General features: G+C 65.5%; 19 protein-coding genes. 14 read left to right on the top strand and 5 right to left on the bottom strand.

Annotated elements, in window-relative coordinates; translation table 11 throughout:
* Window positions 1-47 precede the first annotated feature (47 nt).
* Window positions 48-2,129, top strand: a complete 2,082-nt coding sequence (nrdE, locus tag G361_RS0127250) for a class 1b ribonucleoside-diphosphate reductase subunit alpha (protein WP_019930297.1) — start codon at window positions 48-50, stop codon at window positions 2,127-2,129.
* Between the two features lie 58 nt (window positions 2,130-2,187).
* On the opposite strand, the gene G361_RS0127245 is transcribed toward nrdE, so the two are convergent.
* The gene (locus G361_RS0127245; protein WP_019930296.1) at window positions 2,188-2,610 is read right to left on the bottom strand and encodes an RDD family protein; all 423 of its coding nucleotides are present in this window, start codon (window positions 2,608-2,610) and stop codon (window positions 2,188-2,190) included.
* A gap of 168 nt (window positions 2,611-2,778) precedes the next feature.
* Between G361_RS0127245 and G361_RS0127240 the strand changes: the two genes are divergently transcribed.
* The 10 genes from G361_RS0127240 to G361_RS0127195 all read left to right on the top strand — a co-directional run bounded on the left by G361_RS0127240 (window position 2,779) and on the right by G361_RS0127195 (window position 16,343).
* Window positions 2,779-3,282 (top strand): hypothetical protein, encoded by a 504-nt coding sequence (locus G361_RS0127240; protein WP_036495552.1) that lies wholly within the window; start codon window positions 2,779-2,781, stop codon window positions 3,280-3,282.
* A 201-nt stretch (window positions 3,283-3,483) separates the two neighbouring features.
* Window positions 3,484-4,446 (top strand): class 1b ribonucleoside-diphosphate reductase subunit beta, encoded by a 963-nt coding sequence (gene nrdF, locus G361_RS0127235; RefSeq protein WP_019930294.1) that lies wholly within the window; start codon window positions 3,484-3,486, stop codon window positions 4,444-4,446.
* Window positions 4,447-4,486: 40 nt separating this feature from the next.
* Window positions 4,487-4,765: a hypothetical protein gene (locus G361_RS45080; protein ID WP_019930293.1), complete on the top strand. Its 279-nt coding sequence runs from the start codon at window positions 4,487-4,489 to the stop codon at window positions 4,763-4,765.
* A gap of 193 nt (window positions 4,766-4,958) precedes the next feature.
* On the top strand, window positions 4,959-6,503 hold the full coding sequence (locus G361_RS0127225) for a DUF2397 domain-containing protein (RefSeq protein WP_019930292.1): 1,545 nt from the start codon (window positions 4,959-4,961) through the stop codon (window positions 6,501-6,503).
* An 18-nt stretch (window positions 6,504-6,521) separates the two neighbouring features.
* Entirely contained in the window at window positions 6,522-7,667 is a 1,146-nt protein-coding gene (locus G361_RS0127220) for a TIGR02678 family protein (protein WP_036495551.1), read from the top strand.
* Window positions 7,664-11,872 carry a TIGR02680 family protein gene (locus tag G361_RS0127215; protein ID WP_019930290.1) on the top strand — a complete coding sequence of 1,403 codons (4,209 nt, stop codon included), beginning with the start codon at window positions 7,664-7,666 and terminating at the stop codon, window positions 11,870-11,872. Before G361_RS0127220 ends, G361_RS0127215 begins: the two co-directional genes overlap by 4 nt.
* Complete coding sequence (locus tag G361_RS0127210) at window positions 11,862-13,040, top strand: TIGR02679 domain-containing protein (protein ID WP_369797939.1); 1,179 nt, start codon at window positions 11,862-11,864, stop codon at window positions 13,038-13,040. The genes G361_RS0127215 and G361_RS0127210 overlap by 11 nt, the downstream gene beginning before the upstream one ends.
* 50 nt (window positions 13,041-13,090) lie before the next feature.
* A complete protein-coding gene (locus G361_RS0127205) occupies window positions 13,091-13,558 on the top strand; it encodes a hypothetical protein (protein ID WP_155981795.1) in 468 nt (155 codons plus the stop codon).
* Between the two features lie 2 nt (window positions 13,559-13,560).
* The gene (locus G361_RS45075) at window positions 13,561-14,886 is read left to right on the top strand and encodes a KGGVGR-motif variant AAA ATPase (protein ID WP_052172878.1); all 1,326 of its coding nucleotides are present in this window, start codon (window positions 13,561-13,563) and stop codon (window positions 14,884-14,886) included.
* On the top strand, window positions 14,883-16,343 hold the full coding sequence (locus tag G361_RS0127195; RefSeq protein ID WP_019930286.1) for a hypothetical protein: 1,461 nt from the start codon (window positions 14,883-14,885) through the stop codon (window positions 16,341-16,343). Before G361_RS45075 ends, G361_RS0127195 begins: the two co-directional genes overlap by 4 nt.
* Before the next feature lie 172 nt (window positions 16,344-16,515).
* Here the strand turns inward: G361_RS0127195 and G361_RS51905 are convergent, their stop codons facing one another.
* The gene (locus G361_RS51905) at window positions 16,516-16,896 is read right to left on the bottom strand and encodes a hypothetical protein (protein ID WP_196814646.1); all 381 of its coding nucleotides are present in this window, start codon (window positions 16,894-16,896) and stop codon (window positions 16,516-16,518) included.
* 455 nt (window positions 16,897-17,351) lie between these two features.
* Between G361_RS51905 and G361_RS45070 the strand changes: the two genes are divergently transcribed.
* The 3 genes from G361_RS45070 to G361_RS48590 are packed head-to-tail and all read left to right on the top strand — an operon-like array spanning window position 17,352 to window position 23,402.
* Complete coding sequence (locus tag G361_RS45070) at window positions 17,352-17,936, top strand: hypothetical protein (RefSeq protein ID WP_081635602.1); 585 nt, start codon at window positions 17,352-17,354, stop codon at window positions 17,934-17,936.
* Window positions 17,929-22,722 carry a putative T7SS-secreted protein gene (locus tag G361_RS0127180; RefSeq protein ID WP_019930283.1) on the top strand — a complete coding sequence of 1,598 codons (4,794 nt, stop codon included), beginning with the start codon at window positions 17,929-17,931 and terminating at the stop codon, window positions 22,720-22,722. The genes G361_RS45070 and G361_RS0127180 overlap by 8 nt, the downstream gene beginning before the upstream one ends.
* A gap of 5 nt (window positions 22,723-22,727) precedes the next feature.
* Complete coding sequence (locus tag G361_RS48590) at window positions 22,728-23,402, top strand: Imm50 family immunity protein (protein ID WP_196814645.1); 675 nt, start codon at window positions 22,728-22,730, stop codon at window positions 23,400-23,402.
* A gap of 90 nt (window positions 23,403-23,492) precedes the next feature.
* Here G361_RS48590 and G361_RS0127170 read toward each other — a convergent pair whose 3' ends face one another.
* The 3 genes from G361_RS0127170 to G361_RS50530 are packed head-to-tail and all read right to left on the bottom strand — an operon-like array spanning window position 23,493 to window position 26,792.
* Complete coding sequence (locus G361_RS0127170; protein WP_081635599.1) at window positions 23,493-24,098, bottom strand: DUF3558 domain-containing protein; 606 nt, start codon at window positions 24,096-24,098, stop codon at window positions 23,493-23,495.
* A complete protein-coding gene (locus tag G361_RS0127165; protein ID WP_019930280.1) occupies window positions 24,095-26,434 on the bottom strand; it encodes a hypothetical protein in 2,340 nt (779 codons plus the stop codon). Before G361_RS0127165 ends, G361_RS0127170 begins: the two co-directional genes overlap by 4 nt.
* A 46-nt stretch (window positions 26,435-26,480) precedes the next feature.
* A complete protein-coding gene (locus G361_RS50530; protein ID WP_019930279.1) occupies window positions 26,481-26,792 on the bottom strand; it encodes a type VII secretion target in 312 nt (103 codons plus the stop codon).
* Window positions 26,793-26,897: the final 105 nt, after the last annotated feature.

Below are 26,897 nucleotides of genomic sequence, written 5' to 3'. Positions count from 1 at the left end.
GTAGTGAGGCCGCCACCGACGGCCTCGACTACCACGCCCTCAACGCGATGCTGAACCTGTACGGCCCCGACGGCGAGATCCAGTTCGACAAGGACATCGCCGCCGCCCGCCAGTACTTCCTGCAGCACGTCAACCAGAACACCGTCTTCTTCCACAACCTGGACGAGAAGCTCGACTACCTGGTCCGGGAGAACTACTACGAGGCCGAGGTACTGGACAAGTACAGCCGGGCCTTCGTGAAGAAGCTGTTCCAGCAGGCGTACGCGAAGAAGTTCCGGTTCCCGACCTTCCTCGGCGCGTTCAAGTACTACACCTCGTACACGCTCAAGACCTTCGACGGTAAGCGCTATCTGGAGCGGTTCGAGGACCGTGTCTGCATGGTCGCGCTGACCCTCTCCGACGGTGACGAGGCGCTGGCGCAGGAACTGGTCGAGGAGATCATCTCCGGCCGTTTCCAGCCCGCCACCCCGACCTTCCTCAACTCGGGCAAGCAGCAGCGCGGCGAACCGGTCAGCTGCTTCCTGCTGCGCATCGAGGACAATATGGAGTCCATCGGACGTTCCATCAACTCCGCGTTGCAGCTGTCCAAGCGCGGCGGCGGAGTCGCGTTGCTGCTCAGCAACATTCGTGAGCACGGCGCGCCGATCAAGAAGATCGAGAACCAGTCCTCGGGTGTCATCCCGATCATGAAGCTGCTGGAGGATTCCTTCTCCTACGCCAATCAGCTCGGCGCGCGCCAGGGCGCGGGTGCGGTGTACCTGCACGCGCACCATCCGGACATCTACCGCTTCCTCGACACCAAGCGGGAGAATGCGGACGAGAAGATCCGCATCAAGACGCTGTCGCTGGGTGTGGTCATCCCGGACATCACCTTCGAGCTGGCCCGCAAGAACGAGGACATGTATCTGTTCTCGCCGTACGACGTCGAGCGCATCTACGGTAAGCCGTTCGCCGATATCGATGTCACCGCGAAGTACCACGAGATGGTGGACGACAAGCGGATTCGCAAGACCAAGATCAAGGCGCGCGAATTCTTCCAGACGCTGGCCGAGCTGCAGTTCGAGTCGGGCTATCCGTACATCATGTACGAGGACACGGTGAACCGGGCGAATCCGGTGGCGGGCAAGATCACCCACTCCAACCTGTGCTCGGAGATCCTGCAGATCTCCACCCCGTCGGTCTACAACGACGACCTGTCCTATGCGAAGGTCGGCAAGGACATCTCCTGCAACCTGGGCTCGCTGAACATCGCGCAGACCATGGATTCGCCGGATCTCGGCCGCTCGGTGGAGACCGCGATCCGCGCGCTCACCGCGGTGTCGGACCAGACCCACATCCACTCGGTGCCCTCGATCGAGCAGGGCAACAACGAATCCCACGCCATCGGCCTCGGCCAGATGAACCTGCACGGTTATCTGGCGCGGGAGCGGATCCACTACGGATCCACCGAGGGCATCGACTTCACCAACATGTACTTCTACACGATCGCCTACCACGCGATCCGCGCCTCCAACCGGATCGCGATCGAACGTGGCCGTGCCTTCGGCGGTTTCGAGAATTCGAAGTACGCCAGCGGGGTGTACTTCGACAAGTACACCGAGCAGCCGTGGGAGCCGGCCACCGACCGGATCCGGCAGCTGTTCGCCGACGCCGGGGTGCGCATCCCGACCCGGGACGACTGGCGTGAACTGCGGGCGTCGGTGATGGAACACGGTATCTACAACCAGAATCTGCAGGCCGTACCCCCGACCGGCTCGATCTCCTACATCAACAACTCCACCAGCTCGATCCACCCGGTGGCGTCGAAGATCGAGATCCGCAAGGAGGGCAAGATCGGCCGGGTCTACTATCCGGCGCCCTACATGACCAACGACAACCTCGAATACTTCGAGGACGCTTACGAAATCGGCTACGAGAAGATCATCGACACGTACGCCGCCGCCACCCAGCACGTCGACCAGGGCCTGTCGCTGACGCTGTTCTTCCAGGACACCGCCACCACCCGCGACGTCAACAAGGCGCAGATCTACGCCTGGCGCAAGGGAATCAAGACGCTGTACTACATCCGGATCCGGCAGATGGCCCTGGAGGGTACCGAAGTCGAGGGTTGCGTGAGCTGCATGCTCTAGAAGCCGTGGCGCACAGGGTGTTTCCGGTTCGGGATGCACCCTGTGGGGCTACCGAGCGTCAGGGGAACATGTCGGCGACGTTTGCCAGGCACAGGAACACCGCGAAGCACCAGAATTTGATCAGCTGCCAGAGGGTGATCGGATAGTCGCCGGGATTGTGCAGGCGCAGCCCGAACACGGCCTTGCCGATCGTGGTGTGGGTCAGGCGCTGAAAGAACGTCCGGTGCGCGAACGAGACCACAGCCCAGGCCAGTACGGCGCACACGATGGCCGGCTGGGGGCCGACGGCGTGTTCGGAGGCGGCGAACCAGACTCCGGTCGCGACCCCCGCGTGCAGGGCCGTGTCGATGAGGAAGGCGAGCGTCATCACCAGCGAGCGCACCCATCCGTCGAGCCCGGGAAACCAACGGCTGCGCGCGAACAGGTCCATCGCCCCCGGCCGGGTTGTGCCATCCAGCGCGGGCTGCTGCTGCTCGTTCATTTCCCCATCCCACCCGATCGTTCTTGTGTATCGCTTGGCGTCCGGTTGCGATCGCAGGCTGCGGCGGTCGGTTCGCCGGGCCTGCGCCGATCGATGTCATCTCGTAGATTTCCCTCCGGCGGTAAAACCGGTGGAACCCGATGTCGTCCGACGGCATGCTTATCGGCGATGAAGAAAGTTTCGAAACCACGATTGGGGATTGATTTCGGGCGGGTCGTCCAAGGGGCCGCGCTGGAGCCGGGAGGTGAGGACACGGTCTTCCTGTCCGGCGGGCTCGAGCAGGCGCTGAGCAGTCCACCCAGCGCGGGGGCGTTCGAGGTGCTGGCTCGGCTGGTGCCGCTGTTCGACGGTGCGTGGGTCATCTCCAAATGCGGGCCGCGGATCGAGGAGCGGACCCGGCAGTGGCTCGATCACCACGATTTCTACGGTGTCACGGGCGTGCCGCGCGATCATGTACGGTTCTGCCGGGCTCGCAAGGACAAGGCGATCCACTGTGGCGAGCTCGGTATCACCCACATGATCGATGATCGGCTGGATGTGCATCGAGCGCTGCAAGGGCTGGTGCCGCACCTGTTCTGGTTCGGTATGCAGACCGAGCCGGCGCCGGACTGGGTGGTGCCGGTGCCGACCTGGTCGGTGGCGGAGGCCGCCGTACTGGCCACGCTCGCCTGACGGGCCGGCGACTCCGGTATGCGCCGGGGTCGCGATCTGGCACACTGCGAGCACGGTCCCGCGTGGCACGTCGCACCCCTCCGTCATTCGGAGGAGAATGGTGTCGAGACACAAGGTGTTGTGCTGCCGAAGGTTGTCGGCCCCCAATAGTAGTGTTCTCCGGTGAGAAGACCGGCGAGGTAGAAGGGTGAGTGAACCAGCGTGAAGCTGATCGACCGGGTGTCCGCGATCAACTGGAATCGTGTGACCGACGAGAAGGACGCCGAGGTCTGGGATCGGCTCGTGGGCAACTTCTGGCTGCCCGAGAAGGTGCCGGTGTCCAACGACATCCCGTCGTGGAACACGTTGACGGCCAACGAGAAGCAGCTGACCATGCGGGTCTTCACCGGCCTCACCCTGCTGGACACCATCCAGGGCACCGTCGGCGCGGTCAGCCTGATTCCCGACGCGATCACCCCGCACGAGGAGGCGGTGCTGACCAACATCGCGTTCATGGAGTCGGTGCACGCGAAGAGCTACAGCTCGATCTTCTCCACACTGTGCTCCACCCGCGAGATCGACGATGCCTTCCGCTGGTCGGAGGAGAACCGTAACCTGCAGCGCAAGGCCGAGATCGTCCTCGAGTACTACCGGGGCGACGAGCCGCTCAAGCGCAAGGTGGCCTCCACACTGCTGGAGAGCTTCCTGTTCTACTCCGGCTTCTATCTGCCGATGTACTGGTCCTCACGCGCCAAGCTGACCAACACCGCCGACCTGATCCGCCTGATCATCCGCGACGAGGCCGTGCACGGGTACTACATCGGCTACAAGTACCAGAAGGGGCTGGAGCCGCTCACCCAGCCCGAGCGCGAGCAGCTGAAGAACTACACCTTCGAGTTGCTGTTCGAGCTGTACGAGAACGAGGTGGAGTACACCCAGGATCTCTACGACGAGGTCGGGCTCACGGAGGACGTCAAGAAGTTCCTCCGGTACAACGCCAACAAGGCGTTGATGAACCTGGGGTACGAGGGGTTGTTCCCGAAGGACGAGACGGATGTGAATCCGGCCATCCTGTCGGCACTGTCGCCGAATGCCGACGAGAACCACGACTTCTTCTCGGGGTCGGGGTCGTCGTATGTCATCGGCAAGGCGGTCAATACGGAGGATGAGGACTGGGAGTTCTGAGCCGCGCGCATTCCCTCGCCGGCGGCTTACCCTGCCAGGAGTGTTGATGCACCTGCCACCCGATATCGCCGCGCGGGCACTGCTGGACGAGTTTCCGTGGGTGGATGTCATGCCCGCGGCGGCTCGGCAACAGTTCGTCCACGATTTCGCTCGTGCTTTTCGAGCGTCCGCAGAACTGGGGGAGTGGTCCGTGTTGGCGCAAACCCTCGGAGAGTGGCGCAGTACTGCCGCGGTCTACGCGGATCCGGTTCTCGCGGAACAGCTTTCGGGCCCGATCGACGACGACTTCGGTCCGGTTCACGAGCCGATCGGAAACTGAACAGTGCCCGCCGAGAGTGGTGATCGGGTGGCGCCGCCGAGGCAGCCCGGGATGTGGGAAGCGCGGTTCGCGACGACGCATGCCGGCAAGGGGTGCGGGTGGGCACATCCGGTACTGCCCCGATCCGGTGCTGACGTTCGACCGCGCACACCTTCACGGAGAGAACCTTTTCGGTGCGGGGTAGGGTGGCCGCATGGTGGCCGGGGATGAGGTGACGGAGGCGGCGGGTACCGATCCGTGGGCGGCGTACCTGCCGGGCCAGGAGCTGGTGCCGTCCTATCTGGCGTCGCGGTTCGCGGCGCAGTATCGCGCGATCGTCGAGGTGATGCTGGAGGCGCAGGACACCAGCCTGACCGGGATGGCGTTCGACGAGATCGCCGCCCGGCTGCGGACCTGGCTGGGTGAGCGAGTCGAATCGGTCACGGCCGATCGGCTGGTGCGTGACGACCTGTTCCCGCTGGACGGTCGGCTGGACAGTCTGGTGAACTGGGGCGTCCTCACCCGATGGCAGGAACCGGCGCGCACCGGCGAGGATTTCCTGCGTCGTCGCGATCGGTTCCAGCTGACTCCGGTCGCCGCACGGTTACACGCGTTCTGGACACTGGAATTGGGGTCCGACGAGGATGCGGCCGCGGATCTGACCCTCGCGCCGCGGGCGATCCACGACCGCTTGCGGCAGTTCGCTGCCGCGGTGCGGGAGCGGCAGTTTCCCGCCGCCGCCGCCGAATATCAGCAGATCATCACCTTGCAGCACAGCATGGCGGTCGCGGCGCGCACGTGGCAGCGCAGTCTGGCACATGCGTTGTCCGGTGCGCCCGACCCTGGTAAACAGGAAATCCTCTGGCGCACTTTGCAATCCTATGTGGGGATGTGGGGTGAGCAGGTCGACATCTACACCCCGACCGTGGCAGCCCTGATCGACGAGCTGGAACCCTTACTGTCCGAACAGATCTGGCGGACCTGTGTGCGGGGCGCGTTGCCCGCCGATGCGGCGGACGGGATCGTCGAACCACAGGTGCGGCGCTGGGTGGGCACCTGGGCGGCGCTGCGCGGGTGGTTCGCCGGTGGTGACGGCCAGGCCCGTCGCCTACGCCGGCAGCTGCGCGATCTGGTGGCGCCGTGGGCGCGCAACATGCACATCCTGATGGACACCGGTGGCGCGCTCACCAGGCGAAGCGAATTGCTGGCACTGGCGCGGTCGATCGAACGCGCCCCGGACGACGAGTCCGCGTGGCGGATATGGGATACCGCGGTGGGCGTCTTCCCGGCCCGGCATCTGCTGGTCCCCGCGGAGGGCGCCGACGAGCACGCGGTGGCGTGGGCCGACGCGGATCCGGCACCGATCACCGCACGGTTCCGGGAACACGGTCACCGTGCAGCAGTCGGCAAGCGCACCAAGGCAATCGACAATTCGGCCGGCCGCGCGGCCGCGCGCCGGGCCCGGTCCGCGGCGCGGGCCGAGCGGCTGGCCGCCGAAGCGGAACTGCGAAGCCGTTCCGGCACGTCGATGTCCACGTGGGCGCCGTTGACCGAACCTCAGCTGGCGGTGCTGCTGGACTTCATCGCGGTAGCCCGGGCCCGCCGCGGTGAACCACAACGCACCGCGGTCACCGAGGACGGGCGGTGGCAGGTCACGCTGACCGGGCCGGCCGACGGCGCGACCACCGCCATCGATACCGCACAGGGCCGATTCGTCACCCGGGACTGGCTCTTCGAACTCGAACCGGCGCAGACGTAGTCGGCTATCGTTCAGCAGATGGGTGGGACCAGGGACGAAGTGGATCTGCGGCGCGCCTTCGTGGGCTTGCTCGCCAATCCCGTGGTGGATCGGCGCCGCGATCCGGAACTGTTCGGATTGGTGCGCCATCCGCGGCACCGCGTGGAGTTGTCGAACTGGTTCAGTTCTCGTCTCGGTTATCGGCTGGTCGTCACCGATACTGGTGCCCGGTTGTTCCGACTTCCGCTGGGGGACACGGTGATCGCGCCGCGACGCGTGGAGATGCCGCCGCGGCGTGCGCTGGTGCTGGCGTTGCTGGCCGCGGCGGCGGCCGAGGAGGCCGAGGAGATCACCACCACCCAGGACCTGTCGGATCGGGTGCGGGTGCTGTCGGGCCGGGACGACGCCGAACTCACCGAGTACGATCCGGACCGGTTCGCCGAGCGGAAGCTGTTCGCGACGGCGGTGAAACTGCTGCTGTCCACCGGCGCGCTCGCACCCGTCGACGCCGGCGGGGACGAACAGCGTGATGGGTGGACGCGGCGCACCGACCAGGTCGGCGGTACCTACGAGATACGGCGGGAGATGTTGCTGCGCATGGTCGATCCGGCCGCGCTCGCGGCGGCCCTCGGCACCCGCGGACCCGTCATTTCCGAAGGCGCCGAACGGTTTTCGGTGATGCGGCGGTTACTGGAATTGCCGGTGTGCCTGTACCGCGATCTGACCGAGGCCGAGCGGGCGTACCTGATCCGGCAGCGCAGCCGAATCGTGGCCTGGTGCACCGAGATGACCGGGTGGACAGTCGAACAGCGGGCGGAGGGACTGGCATTGATCGCCACCGAGGAATCGGACACCGACCTGCCGTTCCCGCGGCTGCGGGCCGTCGATTTCGTCAGTCTGATGGTGCTCGACGAACTGTATCGGCGGCGCGACGACGCGGACGTGGTGGGCGAGGCGGATCTGACGGCCGCGGTGGCAGAGGTCTCGGTGCGGCATCCCAAGTCGATCACCGCCGATATCACCGCCGACGCCGCGCGGCGGGAGCGCGTGCTCGATCTGCTGCGGGCATTGGATCTGATTCGCCCGGGTCCGAAGGCGGGTGAATGGCAGCTCACCCCGATCGTCGCCCGATACCGGGATCCGCGGGTTGTGGCGGTGACCGCTCGATTGGAGGACACGCAGTGACCGGAACGCTGGACCGCGTGGGGTTGGCGGACGAGGCCGCCTGGCTGCGGGCCGCGCAGACCGGTGGGCTACCCGCACCGGGGCGCACCCGATGGCAGCCGCTACGGGTCGGCATCGCGAATCTGTGGGAGTACGACGACGCCGAATTCTGGTTCGCCGACGGGCGATTGGTGCTGCGCGGCGGTAACGGCGCCGGTAAGACCAAGGTGCTCGAGCTGACCACGCTGATGCTGCTGCGTGGTGAGATCGCGCCGGCGGTGCTGGACCCATTCGGTTCGCAGCATCGGACCATGCGCTTCAATCTGCTGCCCACCGGCGACGGTGATGATCCGCGGCCGCCGGCGGACGCGGGGCTCGGCTATGCCTGGGTCGAATTCGGCCGCCGCGCCGACGACGGATCCGAGCAGTTCTTCACCTGTGGTCTCGGCGCGTCGGCGCGGACCGGAACCGGGTCCACGCCGGTGAGTACCTGGCATTTCGTCACCAGGATGCGGGTCGGACCGGATTTCTGCCTGATCCGCGAGGGACGGGCGATCGAGCAGAAGGATCTGAAGAAGTTCGACGGAATCACGATGCCGCCGAGCGCCGTTGCCTATCGGGCCCGGCTGGCCGACGAGTTGTTCGGGCTGTCTCCGGAGTCGTACGACAATCTCACCGAACTGCTCAAGCAGTTGCGCAAGCCGAAACTCGGAGAGCGGCTCAACCCCGCCAGCCTCGCCAATACCCTGCGAGATGCATTGCCGCCGTTGGCTACTCATGAGGTCGATCAGCTGGCCGACGGATGGGAGCATCTCGAGCAGCTGCGGTCGGCGATGCAGCGCACCGAGGACGCCGCGCGGGCGATCGCCACGTTCGTCCGGGTCGGGTGGCGGCCGTGGGCGCGCGTGGTGCTGCGCCGCCGCGCGGACGAGATGGCAAGTGCCACAACCCAGCTGGACCGGACGACGGCTGACAAGAAGGCGGCCGAGGGGCAGGTGGAGCAGGTTCGCGCCGAACTGGAGTCGACGCGAACGGTGCTGGCGGAGACCAGAACCGCGCACGCAGACAGCGATACCGCGTTGCGGGAGCTGCTGGAATCCCAGGTGTACCAGGACGCGGTCGCGGCCACCGGCAGGGTGGAGGGACTGCGCCGCGAAACCGCCGCATGGCGTTCCCGGCACGCGGATGTCGCGGCCAGGGTGCGGCGGGAGGAGATCTCAGAACGGGCGGCCCGTGATCGGACCGCCGGCGCCCGGGCTGAAACAGTCCGTGCCGGTGCGGAAGCCGAGCAGGTGGCGCAGCGACTGATCGCGGCCGCGGACGGCGCCGGGCTGGCGGGTGCGCTCGCGCGGCATCTGCCGGATCGTGACGTCGACGCACTGGGCGGCGAGTTCCAGTCCAGGACAGCGCGTTTTCGGCAGCTGCGGACGCTGGACCGCAAGCGCACCGACGCGCAACGGGACGCCGACCGGTCCGAGCAGTCCGTCGAACTGGCCTCGGCCGCGGTGCACCGGGCAGGTGTGGACGAGGACCGAGCCCGGCACGAGGTCCAGGTTGCGGCCGATATCCTGACCGAGCGGGTCCGGGCCTGGGCGGCCGAAGCGTCGGCCGCGGTCTGCGCCGGCGAGCTACTCGGCCGCTGGTGCGACATGATCCCGGAGATGACCGTCATCGACGATGCCGGATCGCCTCCGCCGCAACCACCGTCGGTGGTCGAGGCGATGCGCGCACATGTCGCGGAGATTCGGGGGACCTGGTCCGGGCGGGCCGAAGCGATCCGGCTCGAGCGGGCGCCACTGGTCACCGAACGGGACGCGGTCGCCGAACGGCTGGCCGTGGCGCGGCGCAACACGGAGTCCGAGCCCGCCGCACCGACGTCGTGGCAGCGCCGCACCCGGCCCGAACTCGGCGCCGACCGCGGTGCGCCGCTGTGGCGACTGGTGAATCCGGTTCCGGGAATGGACGATTCGACGCTCGCGGGATTGGAAGCCGCCCTGGCGGCGTCGGGACTGCTGGACGCATGGGTCGCCCCGGACGGATCGATCGACGCCGGTTCGATGGATATCCATGTCCCGGTGAGTGTTTCCGAAGTCCCGTCGAATCTGTCGGCGGTGCTGACGCCGGTGTCCGCGGGTGGGGTACCCGCCGGGATCGTCGCCCGGGTCCTGGCGGGTTTCGGCTGGTCCGAGCGGGCCGGCACCGCCACGGACGGTGATTGGTTTGCCGCCGAAGGGAGTTGGCGGCTCGGCGGGCTGGCCGGTCGAGCGGCGCCGTCCGGTCCGGCCGCCTACCTCGGCGCGACGGCGCGAGCGGCGGCTCGGGCACGATTGATCGCCCGGCTGGAAACCGAAGTGGCGGCACTGAATCAGCGGATCGAGGAGTGCGACGAGCAACTCGCCACCGCCGAAAGAGCTTTGGCACAGCTGGCGGTCGAAGCCCGCACCGTGCCGGCGGCCGGGGAGCGGGCCTTATCCGACGCGGTCGTGCGGTGGGCGGAACGCTACCGGTCCCGGCTGGCCCGCGCCGCGGAACTCGCCGATGCGGAGAGCGTCCACAATGCCGCTCTCGGCCGGTTGGACGACGCTCGCGCCGTATTCGCCGAATACGCCGGCACACACGGTTTCCGGCTGACCGAGCTCGACCTCCAGCAGCAGGCACTGACCGATTTCGGCGACCGGCTGACCGACTATCGGCACGCCCTCGACCTGCTCGGGGTGCTGGAGGAGGCCCTGTCCGGCGTACTGGCCGCCCACAGCGAGCGGCTCGACGTGCTGCGTGCGGCACAGGCCGAACTGGACGACGCCGCCACCGCGTTGCGGCAATCGCAGGTCAAGCTCGACACCGCGGAACTGGCGCTCGGCGCGGGCGCCCGGCAGCAACTCGATCGGAAGGAGGAGCTCCAGCAACTGCGCGACCGGCTCGCGCGGGAGATCGATGGGCATTCCGAGCGTCTGATCACGGCGCACTCGGCGCGACTGCACGCCGAGAATGTGCTCGACAACCACGAACAGCGGCGTGCGGAGGCCGAACAGCGGCGCGACGCGGCGATGACCGCGCTCTGGGAGGCGGTCGACGCCGGACTCGCTCGCACCCTGGATCTGGAGTTGCCGGAGCGCCGCGTGGTGCAGTCGGCCCGGGAGCTCGCGACCGGGATCCGCCGCACGATCGAGGTGAAAGCCGAAGAGGCCGACCAGTCCCGGGCGTGGGGTGGCTGCGTGCAGAGGCTCGAGGAGCTCCGGCAGGCACTGCTGCCGTCGCAGGATGCCCGGGTGCTCGACGAGGACGACACCCTGCCCCGGGTGGAGATCCACAGTGACAGCACCCACGGCTTCGAACTCCCGCCCGACGCCGCCGACACCCTGGCCGACCTGGTGCGTAATCAACGGGAGAGCTACGACGCGGAGCAGCAGCGGGTGCTCGCCACCCTGCTGGGGTCGACCTTCATCGAACATCTGAAGGACCGCCTGGATTACACCACCCGCACCTTCGCCAATATCAACACGCACCTCGTCTCGCATCCGACCCGGCAGGGGCATGCGGTGCGTGTGGTGTGTGAAGCGGACCCGGCCGACCCGGATGCGGAGGCCGTCGTCGGCGCGCTGGGCCAGGGATACGCCGAATTGTCACCGGAGCGGCAGGAGATGGTGCGGGAATTCCTGTCCCGCCGGATCGATCAGGCCCGCAGTGATGCGGCGGCCGAAGGGGCCGCCGACTGGAAACAGCAGCTCACCCGGGCACTCGACTACCGTGGCTGGCTGCGGATCACGTTGCAGTACCGGCCCGGGTCGACCAGTCGGTGGTCGCTGTTCGACGCGGCCAAACACGGGGCGAAATCCGGTGGTGAGAAGGTGGTGCTGCTGTCCCAGCCGCTGTTCGCGGCCGCCGTCGTGGCCTACGACGCGGCGGTCGCGCACGCGCCGCGGTGGGTGTGGCTGGACGAGGCGATGACCGGAGTGGATACCCAGATCAAGGCCTCCTTCATGGGGCTGACCGTGGATTTCGAACTCGACATCATGCTGACCGCGCACGACGAATGGTGCAACTACGAGACCGTGCCTGCGGTCGCGGTCTACGACCTGGCCCGCGAACGGCACCTGCCGGGGGTCGATGTCCTGCCCTACCTGTGGTGCGGCGGGACTTTGACCACTGTCGACGTCGAACGACTGGGGTTCACCGGCGCGGTGGAGACGCCGGGCGAGGGGCTGTTCGGACTCGATGATGAATGAGCCGGTGCCGGAAGGGCTTCGGGTATGGGCGGCGTTGCCCGGGCCGGCGCGGGTACTCGGGGCGGTTCGCCGGCGGGCGCAGCGTGGTGGCGGCCTGGAACGTGGAAAGCTCAGTATCACACTGACATCCGACGAGCGCCGGCAGGTGGGTCGCTTGCTGGGAACAGCATGGGAAGTGTCCGGGGGTCCGGTCACGTTGCAGGCGTTCGCCTCCGGACTCCGCGACCATCGGATGACCGTGCGGGGGTTCGTGGAGACGCTCGACGGTATGCCGTTGGTCGATCGGCGAGAGACTCGCGATGCGGAACATCGTGCGGCACAAGAGGAACACGGGCAGGTTCTGGAAATACTCGATGCTGTCGGGGTTTCCGCCGAGGTGGGCCGGCGGTGGCTGGCGGATCGGAGCATCCCCAGACCCGGCACCGGGCGGGCCGCGGAACTCGCCGGGCAGATAGCCGAGGTGTGGCCCCGTTTACCGTGGACCGGTCCGCCGATGCGGCTCGCCCAGCTGGCCGCCATCGTCACCCACAACGCGCACGCGCTGGATTACGACACCGAGTTGGGCCGGGCGACGGCCCGGCTCATCGCCGCGAAAACCTGTGTCGCGCGGCCGGCCCGGCCGGGACGAGAATGGCGAGCGGTCTGGTCGGCCGCCGGCGTCCGCTGCGATACGGTGTCGTCCCGGGTACTGACCTTGAACCTGCCACTGGACATCACCGCCGGTCACCGGCCGGGCGCCCCGGCCTGGCTCACCCTGCGGGACCTGTTGGGGCCCTGGCATTTCCAGCCACCGCCGCCGCGGATATACGTCTGTGAGAACCCGACCGTGGTCGAGGCCGCTGCCGACGAACTGGGGGAGCGCTGTGCGCCGCTCATCTGCACCGACGGGGTACCGGCGCTGGCGGCGCTGGATCTGATCGCCGGTGCCGCGGACGCGGGTATCGAGGTGCGGGTACGGGCGGATATCGACGCGACCGGATTCGTCATCGTGGACGCCGTGCGTACGGCGGCGCCGGGGGCCGGGTTGTGGCGGTTCGATATCGCCACGTACACCGGGTATTTCGGTGCGGGGGAGGGGGATTCGCTGGTGGGGGTGCACGGATCGGTGGGGCGGGATCTGCACGAGGAATCGGTGTTGGGGGCGTTGCTGGCGGATCTGGCGGGGTGACGATCGGCTGATTGCGGGAAAATCACGGCTGAATGGTTAGGATCTGCGGTGTGCCACAGACCTCGTTCGAAGATGACTATCGGTGCGCTGCGCAGCGGCACCACAAGGACGCCGTCTACTTGCACGACGACAGTCGGCTGCCGAATGCCGACCACCACTATGGATTTGCCGTCGAGTGTGCTTTGAAGAGCATGATGCTGCGGTACGGCGGGGCGAGCATGGCGCCGAAAAGGGTAAACGGAAACCCGCCGAACAAACCGTGGATCGGCTCGGACAAGAAGGACCTCGGCCACCTACCCAACCTGTGGCACGATCTGCCGCTGCATATTCACGGCCGTTCCGGCGGAAAGCTACACCGGATACTGACGACGTCGGATCCGTTCAGTACCTGGGATGTCGCGGATCGGTATCGTGACGACACGACGGTAACGGCGACGACGGTGGCCGAGCGGAAGAACGCATCGGTCGACATGCTGACCCTGGAACAGGAAGCGAGTCTCGCCGGGAGGATCCCGTGACCATGGACTCCGACCCCATCCGCTTCGACGATGTGATTCCTCGGGCCCGGGAAATCGCGAAGGAAATAGCCTCCACCGGGCTTGGCGTCGTGATGGTGCGCGACGTGCTGGGGCGGATGACCCTGGTTCTGGACGACCAGGAGCAGGAAGTCGACCCCGACGCGCTTGCCGAATGGCAACGTCTTGCGTCAGATCGGTTCGGGCCCTACAAGGCCGAGCGTCCTGTGGTCGTGGCCTCGAGTCTGTTCATGGCAGCCGAACTCCTCGGTCGAGCGTTGCCGGAGCCGATCGACCAGAATATCGCGGGGCATGGGAAGATCCGCCGCATCGAGAACACAATTGTCGGACAGGATTGGGCGCGGGTTCGGCCGCAATCTCCCGACCCGAGTGGCTCATTTCGTGTCGCCCTGTACGGTTTCAAAGGTGGGGTGGGCCGATCGACCGCCACCGGTATGCTGGCCCGTTACTTGGCAGATTCGGGTAGATGTGTACTTGTCGTGGACCTGGACCTCGAGTCTCCGGGGGTGGGGCCGATGTTGGTCGCCGGTGACGAACTTCCTCGTTACGGGTTGATCGACCAAATGGTCGAATCTGCCGTGGAGAATTCCGATGGTCTGGATTTGGTGGTGCGCGCATCGAAATTCTCTGCACGTGGAAACGGCGAACTGTGGGTGGCTCCGGCACGCGGCGCCGGTAATGGTGACGGCAATTATACCTATGTGAGCAAACTCAACAGAGTGTATGGTGAATTGTCGGGTGGGTCGACCTTCGCGGACCGGTTGGAATCGGCCGTCACCGCCTGTGAAGATTCCATTGCCGATCGCAGCAGGCGGCCGGATGTGGTGTTGCTGGACAGTCGGGCGGGATTGCACGACCTGGCGGCGGTGACAATTTCCAAACTCAGTGACCTCGCGCTGCTTTTCGGGGCAGATAATTCCCAGACCTGGGACGGTTATCAGGACCTGTTTCGATATTGGCAGGAATGTGGCCAAGCGCAGTCCGTTCGTGAGAAGATCAAAATGGTCGCGGCCATGGTGCCCGACCGTCCGGGGATGTCCAAGGACCATTATCTGGATTCTTTTGTCGATCGCTCGTGGTCATGCTTCTCCATTTTGTACGACAACCTGCCGGATGGTGACTCGGTGGGGTTCAATCCGAGTCCTGAAGATATTACCGGACCACATTTTCCGATTCCGATTCTGTTCACCCAAGAGCTGGTCGGTATCGATGCGGTTTCTACCGACCTGGCCGATATAGGATTTGTGGGAACTGCTTACGCTGAATTCCTCCGTGATGCAGGGAATCTGGTTACGGGAGGAACTGTATGAGCACTGTCCACCTGGATGTCGACGAGTACCGTGCGCTGCTGTCCGATGCGCTTCCCTCGGCGCAGGATGCGGACACGATCCGGCCTTCGATCACGAGTCTTTTCACCCCGGACCGGCATCGGCGGGCACTGGATGTCGACGCGACGGTCGTCCGCGGTGGCCGGGGTGTCGGGAAGACCGTTTGGTGCCGCTCACTGTTGAACGACGATCTGCGCAGGCTCGCGGCAGCCGAGTACAACATCGATCGCCTGAATCGAGTGCAGGTCTCGGCCGGATTCGGTGCCGACCTCGAACCGGACCGCTACCCGGGACCGAGTGAACTGCGGCAGCTCATTGATTCCGGAGCCGAGGCATACCAGCTGTGGAACGCCGTGTTGCTGGTCGCGTTGAAACATCCCGGGATCAGTGCGGCCGCCGGCTGGTCGGCGCGGCTCGACTGGTTGCGGGACAATCCTGGCGAACGTGATCGCTGGATTGCGCGTGCCGACCAGGAAGCACAGGCGTCCGCCACCACACAGCTCATACTGTTCGACGCACTCGAACACCTGCACTCCGAACGCCGGCTGGCGGACCTCTGGGTCGGCGGAATTCTGCAATTGGCACTCGACTTGCGATTGCGGACCAAAGCGATCCGGTTCAAGATATTCATACGCCCGGATATGCTGGAGGGGGCCGATCTGCACTTCCCCGATGCCTCCAAACTGGTATCCAACGCCGCTGATCTGAAATGGTCCACCGCCAATCTCTACGGGCTGTTCTTCCACTACCTCGGCAATTCAGAGCTCCCCGCGGCCGAGAAATTTCGGACAGCCACTCCAGGCTGGCGGGAACCGGCATCCGGCAGACATCTTCCGCCGGAATCGCTCGTGCGTGAGGCCGAAACGCAGGCGGCGGAATTCAGGAAGATAGCCGGTCCCTATATGGGTGCAAACTATCGCAAAGGAATAACCTACACTTGGTTGCCGAATCATCTGATGGACGGCACCGAACAAGTCAGTCCGCGCAGTTTCATGGTTGCGCTGTTCGCGGCGGTGCAGGACACCATCGAGAACCGTCCTTCCAGTACGTACCCGATCTTCCACGAGGGAATTCGTCGTGGAGTTCAGGTGGCTTCCAAGACCCGGGTTACCGAAATTCGAGAGGATCTGCCGTGGGTCGGAACCGCTGTTGAACTACTCGCCGGACAGCAGGTACCCATCGAGGAGTCGGCTGTGGTCGACCTGTGGGAAAAGAGAGGACTGTCCCAACTGTTCCGCGAAGAGGCCGTCCGGATGTCGCGCAGTGACGAAGACGAACTGCGCACCGGCCCCAGGTATCCGGACAACTACAGCCGCCTCATCGGCGAATTGATCGAACTCGGCGTGATGCAGCGCAGGAAAGACGGGCGATTGGACCTCCCGGACGTGTACCGGATCGCATTCTCCATCGGGCGGAAGGGCGGGGTCCCCAAGGCGTAGGCATGGGGATGACGATGGTGGTCGTCGTGGTGGTGGCCGAGCCGAGCGCCGGCCGCCGAGAGGCCAGGCCGGGGGCGGTAACGCGTCGACATCCAGGCGAATCGGGTTGTCGGCGGCTCTGGACTGGGCGCAGCCAGGCAATGACGGGACCAAGCTTGCTGGAATCGAAGGCTCACGACCGGATAGTAATTCGAAGAGCAAGAGACCGAGCGAGTGCAGATCGGTCGCACGGGACGGCGGTGCGCTCTCGAACAGTTCCGAAACACAATAGTGCAGTTGAATATTCGCTCTGGTTCCTGCCTAGCCGAGTGGGAGGCCTCGAATCTCGCGCTCGGCCGGCAATGCACCCATGGGTGTTAGGCCGTTCCATCACCAGATACAGTTCGTCCTTGTCGAAGTCGAACACTGCCAGTACACCCGGGTGGTGCAGCCGGGAGGTGATGCGAGCCTCTCGGGCGAATCGTCGACGAGCTTCCTCGTCGTCGGTGAATGCACGGCCGATCTGTTTGATCGCGACCTCTCGGCGCAATCGAATGTCTCTGCCGCGGAACACCTCACCCGTACCACCCGGCAGATGGGCGAGGTGATCTCAGAGCATTTGCCCAGGATGTCGATCTCTCGGCCAGTTCGCGCCCGGGACCTGTTCGATGTGACGGGGACCGAGCAGGCGTCGGAAGGTGGGCAGCTGCTGGGTCAGACGGTGCGTCAGCAGGGCGGGGTCGCCTACTCAGTAAGGATGGGTGATAGCCGGTCGGTGCCCACCCAGCCCATCGGACCAGGTCGGTGCCGGTCATGGGCGTGCCCGGATGTGACGGCCGGGCCATGAGCCGTGCCTCACGGCGGAACCGTGCCGTCCACTTGGGTTCGGATCGAGGTCCTGCTCGGCCACGGTAACCTGTCGTGGCGGTGCAGGGGGATCGGAACCCGCACAGCATTCGGCTATCGGAATGCGCGCTTGGTGAGCCGGGGCCGGATCCGCGATAATGTCTGAAACCTATTGCAGCAGCGGTGGTCTCTGTGTCGGGTGATGGCGTTCGGGTCGATCCCGAGGATCTGAAGGCGGCGGCCGAGGGCATCAACACGGTCGTCGGTGAGTTGAATTCGCTTGCCCACGACAAGGTTTCCGGAGATCTCGGGCGCGGGTTCGGAGAGATGAAGATGCCGGGGCTGCAGGCCGGTACCGCGGAGTGCAAGAGCGCGTTCGACCGGTTCTGTGACAGGTGGGAGTGGGGCGTGCGGTCGCTGATCCGGGATGCGAACAAGATCGCTTTCATGCTGGGGCTGGACGCCGGCCTGTATCACGATGTGGAGCAGTTGTCGGCGAACAGCCTGAAGGAACTCACCGTCGACGCGATGAGCGCCGTCAGCAACCCGCATGTCACCGATGAGCAAGCCGATCGGACGGGCTGGTCGGAGATCTTGTCGGCCCCGCGCCACGATTTCGATCACGCGCTGGACCCCGCGGAGCTGACCCAGCTGCAGCAGGATGCGAGGGCCGACTGGTCGAGGGCGTGGGACGACTCGATGGTCGGACGCGCGCAGCATCACGATTTCGATCCGTTCGACCACGGGCAGGGCTACAAGCATGGCTAGCTGGCTCGACGATGTCGAGGATTGGGCACACCGCGCGGAACGTGCGGCCGGGAAAGCGGTCGAAACGGGCGGGCATGCGGTCGGTGGCGTGCTCGACGATCTGGGCCTGCACGACTGGGCCCAGACGGTCGACAGCTGGATCGACGTGGTCGGTGACCGCCTCGGCGCGACACCCGAGGAGAAAAACCTCGGTGAAACGGACGATCCCAGGCAGCTGGTGCACGGAGACCCCGACCGTATCAGCGAAATCGCCGGGGACCTGCAGGTGTTCGCACAAGGCTTCGGCGAGGCCGCGCAGGCGCTGCATCGAATCGATGTCGGAGGCTGGACCGGCGCGGGCGCCGACGCCTTCCACACCGTCTACGCCAAACATCCCGAACAGTGGAGCGACGCGTCCCAGGCCTGCGACGAAGCGGGAAAAGTGCTGGGCGCCTATGCCTACGCGGTGCTGTGGGCCCAAGGGCAGGCAGCCGCCGCGATCCATCAGTACGCGCAAGCGGTCCAGGCCGGTAAGACCGCAGTCGACGACTACAACCGGCAAGTGCAGGCATTCAACAACAGTGACCGCAAAGGTCCACGACCCGGCGCGTTCACCGATCCGGGCAAGCCGATGGCCGAGTCCGCACAGCAGATACTCAACGACGCTCGCGCGCAACGCAATACCGCGTCGGCCACTGCCGCGCGAGCGCTCGCGGCGGCTGCCGACCTCGCGCCGGACCTCCCCGGTTTCGCGGATCGCATGACAACCGACGTGCTGGATTTCGGTAGCGAGCGGGCGCTCGGGGGGATTCGTCAGCTCGCAGGATTCGCCGGCGCATTGGGCAATCTGGCGAAGGCCGGCAACGCCATCAGCCCCTACAACCCCTACGTCTGGGCGCATCCACTCGATGCGGCGGACTCGCTGCAAGCCGATGCGGCCGGCTTCGTCCAGATATCCGGTGACCCGGTCGCGTTGGTGAGCTCGATCGTCGGCGACCAGGATTCGTGGCTGTCCGACCCGGACAAGGCCGGTGGCACAGCTGCTTTCAACATCGCCAGCATGTTCGTCGGCGACGGTGCCGGGGCCGAAGCGAGTGCCGCCGCCCATGGCGCCGAAGCCGGAGCCAGTGTCGCCGCTCACGGTGCCGAAGCCGGGGCGAGCACCGCCACCCACGCTGCTCAGGCCGGTGCGACCCATGCCGCCGAAACCGGAGCCGCCTGCGCGTCCCACAGTGTCCCGCACCACGATCCGCTGCCGCCCGAGCACGCGCCGTCCCGTCCCGAGGACAGCGTCCCGCTGCGTGACGAGCGCCCGGACTGTTCCGGCGAAGGCGAACCGGTCGACGTCGCCACCGGCGCGATGTATCTGCCGGAAACCGACCTCGTTCTGCCCGGTGTGCTGCCCCTGCGGATCACCCGCCGTTACGTCACCAGCTATTCCGCGGGACACTGCTTCGGCCGCCGCTGGGCGTCCAGCCTCGACGAACGCGTAGAGGTCGACACCCGGGGCGCGGTCGTCGTCGGCCCGGACGCCGACCTGGTCGACTACACCCACGCTCCCGTCGGCATTCCCATGCGCCCGCAATACCGCGGCCAGCCGCGCGCATTGACCCGCTGCGACTACGGCGGCTACCGCCTCGACGACCCCGTCACCGGAATCACCAAGCACTACTACCGAATCCCCGGCATCCCGTCCCCCGATGGGGTCTACCCCCTCGTCGCCGTCAGCGACCGCCACCACAACCACATCGTCTACAAACGCGACAACACCGGCCGCATCACCGAACTCGTCCACTCCGGCGGCTACACCGTTCACGTGACCACCGACCCGGCCGGACACGTCACCGCCATCGACATCGCCGACCCCAGCGGTCTCGGTGGGCGAATCCGACTGCGTGCCTTCGGTTACGACGATCACGAGCGGCTCACCCACGTGATCGACGGCTCCGGCCTGGCCATGGTGTTCGCCTACGACGGCGACGATCGGATGACGTCGTGGACCGACCGCAACAACTACACCTATCACTACGAGTACGACGAGCACGGACGCGTGGTCACCGAGGGCGGTGCCGACGGCACCCTGGCGGGCGGTTTCGAATACCTCGCCCTTCCGGGCGGCCGCTCTCTGACCCGGTACACCAATTCGTTCGGTGACCGAACCACCTATCTGATCGACGAGAACTATCAACCCGTCGCCGTGACCGACGCCCTCGGCCACACCTCGGCAACCCGCTACGACGAACATCGCCGACCCACCGCTCAGATCGACCGACTCGGCCGCGAAACCCGCTACCGGCACAACGACATCGGCCAGATCACGGGTGTCCGCCGCCCGGACGGCAGGGAACTGTTCGTCGATTACCACAGCCCCGGAAAGCCTTCGCGCGTCGAGCAATTCGACGGCACCGTCACCTCCTACGAGTACGGTGACGACGGCGATCTGGTCGCGACCGTGGATGCGTCGGGGGCGACGACCGGCTTCGAGCACGAATCGACCGGTGGCACCTGGGTCGTCGCCGACCCGGCCGGCGGACACACCCTGATCGACCGCAATCCCGCCGGGCTCCCGATCGCCGTCACCGATCCGGCCGGCGGCATCACCCGCTACCACCACGACCCCTTCGGCCGCATCGTCGCCGTCCACCGCCCCGACGGCACGGTCACCGCCGTGGAGTGGTCGGTCGACGGAAAACCGTTGCGCCGCATCCACCCCGACGGCACCAGCGAATCCTGGATCTGGGATGCCGAAGGTAATCTGCTGTCGCACACCGACGCCGGCGGCCGGACCACCGGCTACACCTACGGCCCCTTCGACAAACCCACCGCCCGCATCGCCCCCGACGGTACGGTCACCCGCTACCGCTGGGACGCCGAGACACGCCTTGCCGCAGTCACCAATCCGCAGGGCCTGACCTGGGTTTACACCTACGACCCGTGCGGCCGCCTGGCCTCCGAAACCGACTTCGACGGTCTCACCACCGAATACCGCTACGATGCCGCGGGACAACTGATCGCCCGAATCCGGGACGGCCTCGAAATCACCTACGAATACAACGAACTCGGTGATGTGGTCGCCGAGCGCGCCCCCGATGGTGACGTCGTCTACACCCATGACGTCATGGGCCGCATCATGACCGCCACCGGCGACGTCGAGGTCGCTTTCGAGCGCGACGTTCTCGGCAGGGTCACCGCCGAAATCATCGACGGCATCCGGGTCGAATCGCACTACGACATCGCCGGTCACCGTATCCGCCGCACCACCCCGGCCGGAGCCGTCGATTACCACCATGACTACTCCGGGCGCCTGGCCGCCATCGAAACCGCAGGCAGGCGCATCGATTTCGAATACGACGCGCTGGGCCGCGAAACCCGCCGCACACTCGCCCGAGATCTCGTATTCGAAACCGCCTGGACTCCACGTGATCTGCCCGCCGAACAGACTCTCACCACCGGCCGCACCACCGGTTTCTCCCTCGAGCTGGGCCTTCCGAGCACACCACCGCTCCCGGCCCCCGAACCCGAGCGCCGACTTCTCGAGCGGACCTACACCTACCACCCCGACACCGCACTGGCCTCGGTCCACGACACGCTGGGCGGTACCCAGGCATACACCCTCGACCCCGTCGGCCGGGTCACCACCGTCACCGGCAACCGAACCGAGAGCTACTCCTACGACACCGCCGGCAACCTCACGGCCGGCTACGCGTCGACCCCGGCCCGCACCGGCGACTCCACCAACGAGTACCGGGGCACCCGGCTGATCCGCTCCGGCCGATCCACCTGGCATCACGACAGTGTGGGCCGCCCCATCCACCGAACCGCCACACGGCTGTCCCGCAAACCCGAAACCTGGCATTACGAATGGGATTCCCGCGACCGACTCTGCGCCGTCACCACCCCCGACGGCAACCGCTGGACCTACACCTACGACCCCTTCGGCAGGCGCGTACGCAAAGCCGGAACCACCACCGACGGAACCGTTCTCGATGATATTCGCTTCACCTGGGACGGCGACCATCTCATTGCCCAGGTCGACCGGAGCGGCAACACCACCATATGGACCCATCGGCCCGGCAGCACCACACTGCTCATCCAGAGCGAAACCAGCATTCCCGAACAAGGGAGCGTCGACGAGCGCTTCTACGCCATAATCACCGACCTGGTCGGCGGCCCCGCGAACCTCATCGACCCTGATACCCGGAGCGTCGCCGGTCACGCCATGACCACCCTCTGGGGGCAGACCACCTGGGCTGGTGCGGCCACTCCGCTCCGCTTCCCCGGCCAATACTTCGACGCGGAAACAGGGTTCCACTACAACCGCCACCGCTACTACCACCCGGCAGTCGGCCGATACCTCACCACCGATCCTCTCGGCCTGGCTCCGTCTCCGAATCCGGCCGCCTACGCAAGTAACCCCACAGGATGGATCGACCCGCTCGGACTTGCCCCGGCCGAAGGCTGCGGAAAACAGGACAGCGACCCCAGCCGGAACGAAGCATTCCGAGATGCCAAACGCGATCTCGACATCCCGATGAGTCAGCATCCTGATTCGGTCGCTCGCGTACGCCTACAAGATAAATGGGGTCAGTCGATTCTCGATGACAACGGTATGCCGATATACACACGCGAGTATTCCTTCACTCGCCCGGACGGAAGCAGGGTCGTCATTCAGGATCACGGAGCCGGCCACTACTATGGGCCAGGTGATCCTGGAAACCAAGGCCCGCATCTCAACGTCCGACCCGACTGGAACACCAGGACCGGGAAAATCGATGGCACCCAGGAACATTACCCGTTCAGGAGGTGAGTAATGTGAGTTGGATCGAACTCCTGACCGATGCGCGAGCGGTGCAGGCCATATACCGGGACAATCCGCCATCTCTTGAGAATTTGATATTACATGAGCTCTGCCTGCATCGTGACGGGCCCCGCGTTGTTATAAAAGCAGATCTCGCCGATTTCCCCGACAACCCACCCAAGAAATGGCGAGATCGAGGATTCGATACCGTACGTGTCGAACTCTTGCTGGACGGGGTTACTCGAGCGGAAATCTCCGGAATATCCATCAACTCGCAGATCTCCTTGCGGCTGACCCGTGAGAAAGGTCAAATACACGCTACTGTCGGTCCTGGCTCGACGACGACGCTCGATATTTGGTCCGACTTGCTTACGCTGAATTTGATTTCGGCGTATCACACATCGCCGACTGAGGATCGACGCATAGTCCTCGTCGAAGCGCTGGCCGAGGCTGTCGAAACGCCGTGGGCATTTATCGTGCGATGTGTAGCCGGAACTGTCGAGCCGGGAACGGAATTTCATTACGTTCAAGATCCGAACGGCAACCGAATACCTTCGATACTCCGCGTTGTGCGAATTCTTCGCTCTGGTACGGAGGCTGATCTCCTCGAGCCGCCTCATTCGGCACTGATGATTCTAACTGGAAAAACAAAAAAGCCGCCTGAAATTGGCGACAAATTGGTTGGATGAAGCGCGGCGCAAGCCGTGCGGCGAATCCGGTAGGTTGGAAGTATGGAACCTGAAGACGATCGGGGGCGACTCGGGGCAAAGGGTCGGTGGTCAGTTGTCGGAACCGATAGTGGGCTCGATAAGCTCGGTCAGATCGAGTATCTTTTCGCAGACATCGATCGGGCCGGACGGAAGAGTTATTCGGTGCAACCTCACATAACCGATTCTGGTCGCGAGGAATGTGAAACACGAGGTGCCGTAGTAGGCATCCCGGAGTTCGAATCCTGCACGGCCGTTGATGTTGATCGGAGTTATTTGTAGTTGGTGTCCGGTAGCCTCGGCCTGTCTCCGCCCTTCGGCCAGTCCGATATTTGCAGAATCTATATGGAGATCGAATTTCTGTTTGAAGCGCCCGTCGGCGTCGTCTAGAAATCGGCAGCCCAGGATGATGGAGACGGGGTCGGTGGTCTGGTCCATGTACCGTTGTCGGCTGGCCGGGTTGTAGCCGGCTTTGGAAACCACGCTGTCGGGGATCCACGTGCAAGGATCGTAAATCACCTGGGGGAGTGCGCCGATCTGTGCCGGAGGTTGCAGATTCTGCGCAGTCAATGTGGTCGGAGGTGCGAATGAAGGTGGTGCGGCCGGCGGCGGCGAGCTGCAGCCCGCGATGGCGGCCACCAGGGTTGCGACACCGAGAATCCCCGCTACCTGCCTCATTTCGTTGCCTCCGGTGGCGTCTGGCCGCTCCGTGGCGCGAGGGCGGACTCCGTAATTTCGGTATCGGTCCGGTCCTGGGCAGGGAAGACATTACTGTGCAGATCAGCGTTGGTGTCGTGTGAGAATTGTGCATACGCATTTCGCCAGGCATTCATACTGGAGGCGCCATCGGCGGTGATATTGTGCCAATCGAGCAGGCTGCCGTGACCTGGGCGATCGAAATAATGCGCTGCCGAGGGATCGCGTTGGATATATCCTTGGACTTGAAGGTATTCATCGCGCAAATTGTCCACCTGGATGGTCGACCGGATGGAGTTCAGTTCGGTGGAGACCTTGTCGTCGGCCAGGGGATGGGCCGGGTCAGCCGGATTCGGGATGACATCGGCTTTGATGTAGGAGTCGGCGGTGGCCGCGATGCCGCCGATCACGGGGCCGGTGGGCCCCGGGCCGAATGCGGCGACGGTTTGGACGGCGCTGGTGACGCCGTCGGCGAAGACGCCTTTGTCGGCGTAGTCCTGGGCTGCTTGGAAGGAGCGTTCGGCGGCGTGTGCGTTGATCTGGTTCACCAGCCCGGTGTTCATGGCCTGTTGCAGGCTGCTCGAATTGGCCAGTAGTGCTGGGGCGTTGGCGGGATCGAGGCCGCGGGCGTAGGCGATCGCATCGTGCCATTGCAGGCCCGCGCTGTTGATCGTGCGTGCGGCTTCCGGATCGGAGTCGAGGACGGAGAACAGGTTGCTCAGGCGGCCGGCATCCTCGAAGGGCAGTTTCAGCGGGTGTCCGGTGGAGTCGACCGGTGCGCTGTTGAGGAGGCCGGGACCGGCGTCGTCGGTCACCCCGGCGAAATTGCCGAGATACGGTGACATCACATTGGCCAGGGTGCGGGTCAGGCCGGGATTGCCGACGCCGAGGGGATTGGCCGGGCTGTTCAGGCCCTGCTGATTGTTCGGGTCGGCCAGGATGCCGGCCAGCGCGTAAGCGGTCTGACCGGCCTGGTTATTGGCGAAGGTACCTTTGGACTGCGCGTCGGCATCCTCACCGATCCATCGGAAGAGATGCTCGGCGCCGTGCTGGTCCGGGTTCCACGGATGTTGCAGGATGCCCAGGACGTGCTTGTTGCCGTAATACTTGCCGCCGTTGTCACAGATGGCATTCATGCGGTCGGCGGCGCTGTGCGGATCCGTGCCCGCCGGACCGTTGGGGTCGGCGATGATCGCGTCGTGAATCGCGATGCGATCGCCGGATGCGTTCTCCAGCAGGCCGTTGGTGAGCGCCGGGAGCAGCCCCGGGTTGTTGACGTCGGGATGGTGGCCCGGTCGTGTCGCGGCGGCGAGTTCGGCGCCCTGTTTGATCATGGCGCGGTTGATATCGCTGCCCTGAATCGACTTGTCGCCGTTGGACATCACCGTATTGATTCCGAGCAGATCGTCCCAATTGTTCACGACGCCCGGTCCGAATCTCGAGGATGCGATCGGATTGGCCATGAGGGCCCGCTGCACGGTATCCGGTAGTTGTTTCATTCCGCCGGTGAGGCCGCCGGGGCCGCCGTCGATCCCGGCGGAATGTACCTGCGGGTCGGAGACGATGCGGAAGGTGTCGGCGACAGCGGCCTGTACCTGATCATGACCGCTGCCGGTGAGCGTGCTGCCGAGGGTGGCGATGTCGTTGCCGCTCAGCCCGTTCAGGCCCTGGGACAGGGCTTGCAGGTACTCGAATTGGGGAATGTTCGCGCTCTCCCCACCGGCAAGGGCGTCCTTCTCCGGCTGCGACAGGGTGGTGGCGAGACGTACCCGCTCCAGGGTGGCGGCGTCGGCGGTGCCGTTGCGGATCGCTCGAAGGTCTGCCTGAGCCTGGCGCGCCCTGAACTTGTCCGCCGGATTATCCGTGATTTTCGCCTTCGTGATCGGGGCGGTCGTGGAGATCGCCTGGACCGCGGCGGCGATCGTCGGCGCCCAGGTATCCATGGCCCGGCCGAGTTGGGCGGCGAGGCTCTGCAGGCTCGCGGTGTCGTTCGCGGCGGTGTTCTTGTCGGCGGCAGCGGGTGCGGTGACGGTGAAATCTTCGGCGACCGACCAGCCCGGCGGCAGATTGCGCACGGTCTGCTGGATCTGGCCGATGAGCCAACCGGTGTCGTTCTCGGCGCCCTGCAAGGCATTCGACAGGTCGTCGTAGGCGGTGGCGACCGCGCGCTGCTGAGCCTTCTCCCGGTCGGCCCGGTCACCGGCCGCCCGCGCCGCGTCACCGGACCAGTCCAGCCCGTGGATCGTGCGATTCATGGTGTCGGCGTGGGTGTCGATGATGTCCCGGAGTTTTGCCGCATCGGCGGCGACGGCGGTCATTGCGCCGGACTTCCATAGCATGACCAGGGATTTCGTCGGCGTCATCTCAATTACCCGCCCCGTTGAGATCGCCGAACTCCGCCAGCTTGCCCGCCAGTTCCTCGTCCTGGTCCTGGAATGTGGCCGCGGTGGTGAAGAGTAGCTGTCCCAGCGCCGCGAACCGGGACGCCAGCGTCATCCCGGCCTGGTCGCTGGCCGTATCCGCGCCGGCGAGGGCTGCTGAGATCGGCGAGGACGGTAGGGCGTCGACGGTCCGGCCGGCGTGCAGCGGCGGAAAGGTGTTCGGATCCCTGACGGCCTCCCCGAGCTTGCCAAGCCCGATTGCGGCCTCCCGCAACGATTCCGGCGTTATCTTCATTGCCTCACCCCGCCCATCCCCTGATCGTGCCCACGAGATCCGGCTGTGACGCCGCGGCCTCGATGCCTCCGAGCATAGCCAGTGCCGGGTGCCGTGTTCCGCACA

Source organism: Nocardia sp. BMG111209 (genome assembly GCF_000381925.1).
GTDB lineage: Bacteria > Actinomycetota > Actinomycetes > Mycobacteriales > Mycobacteriaceae > Nocardia.
The sequence above is the reverse complement of the archived record's forward strand: the minus strand, read 5'-3'. Positions and strand labels throughout refer to the sequence as shown.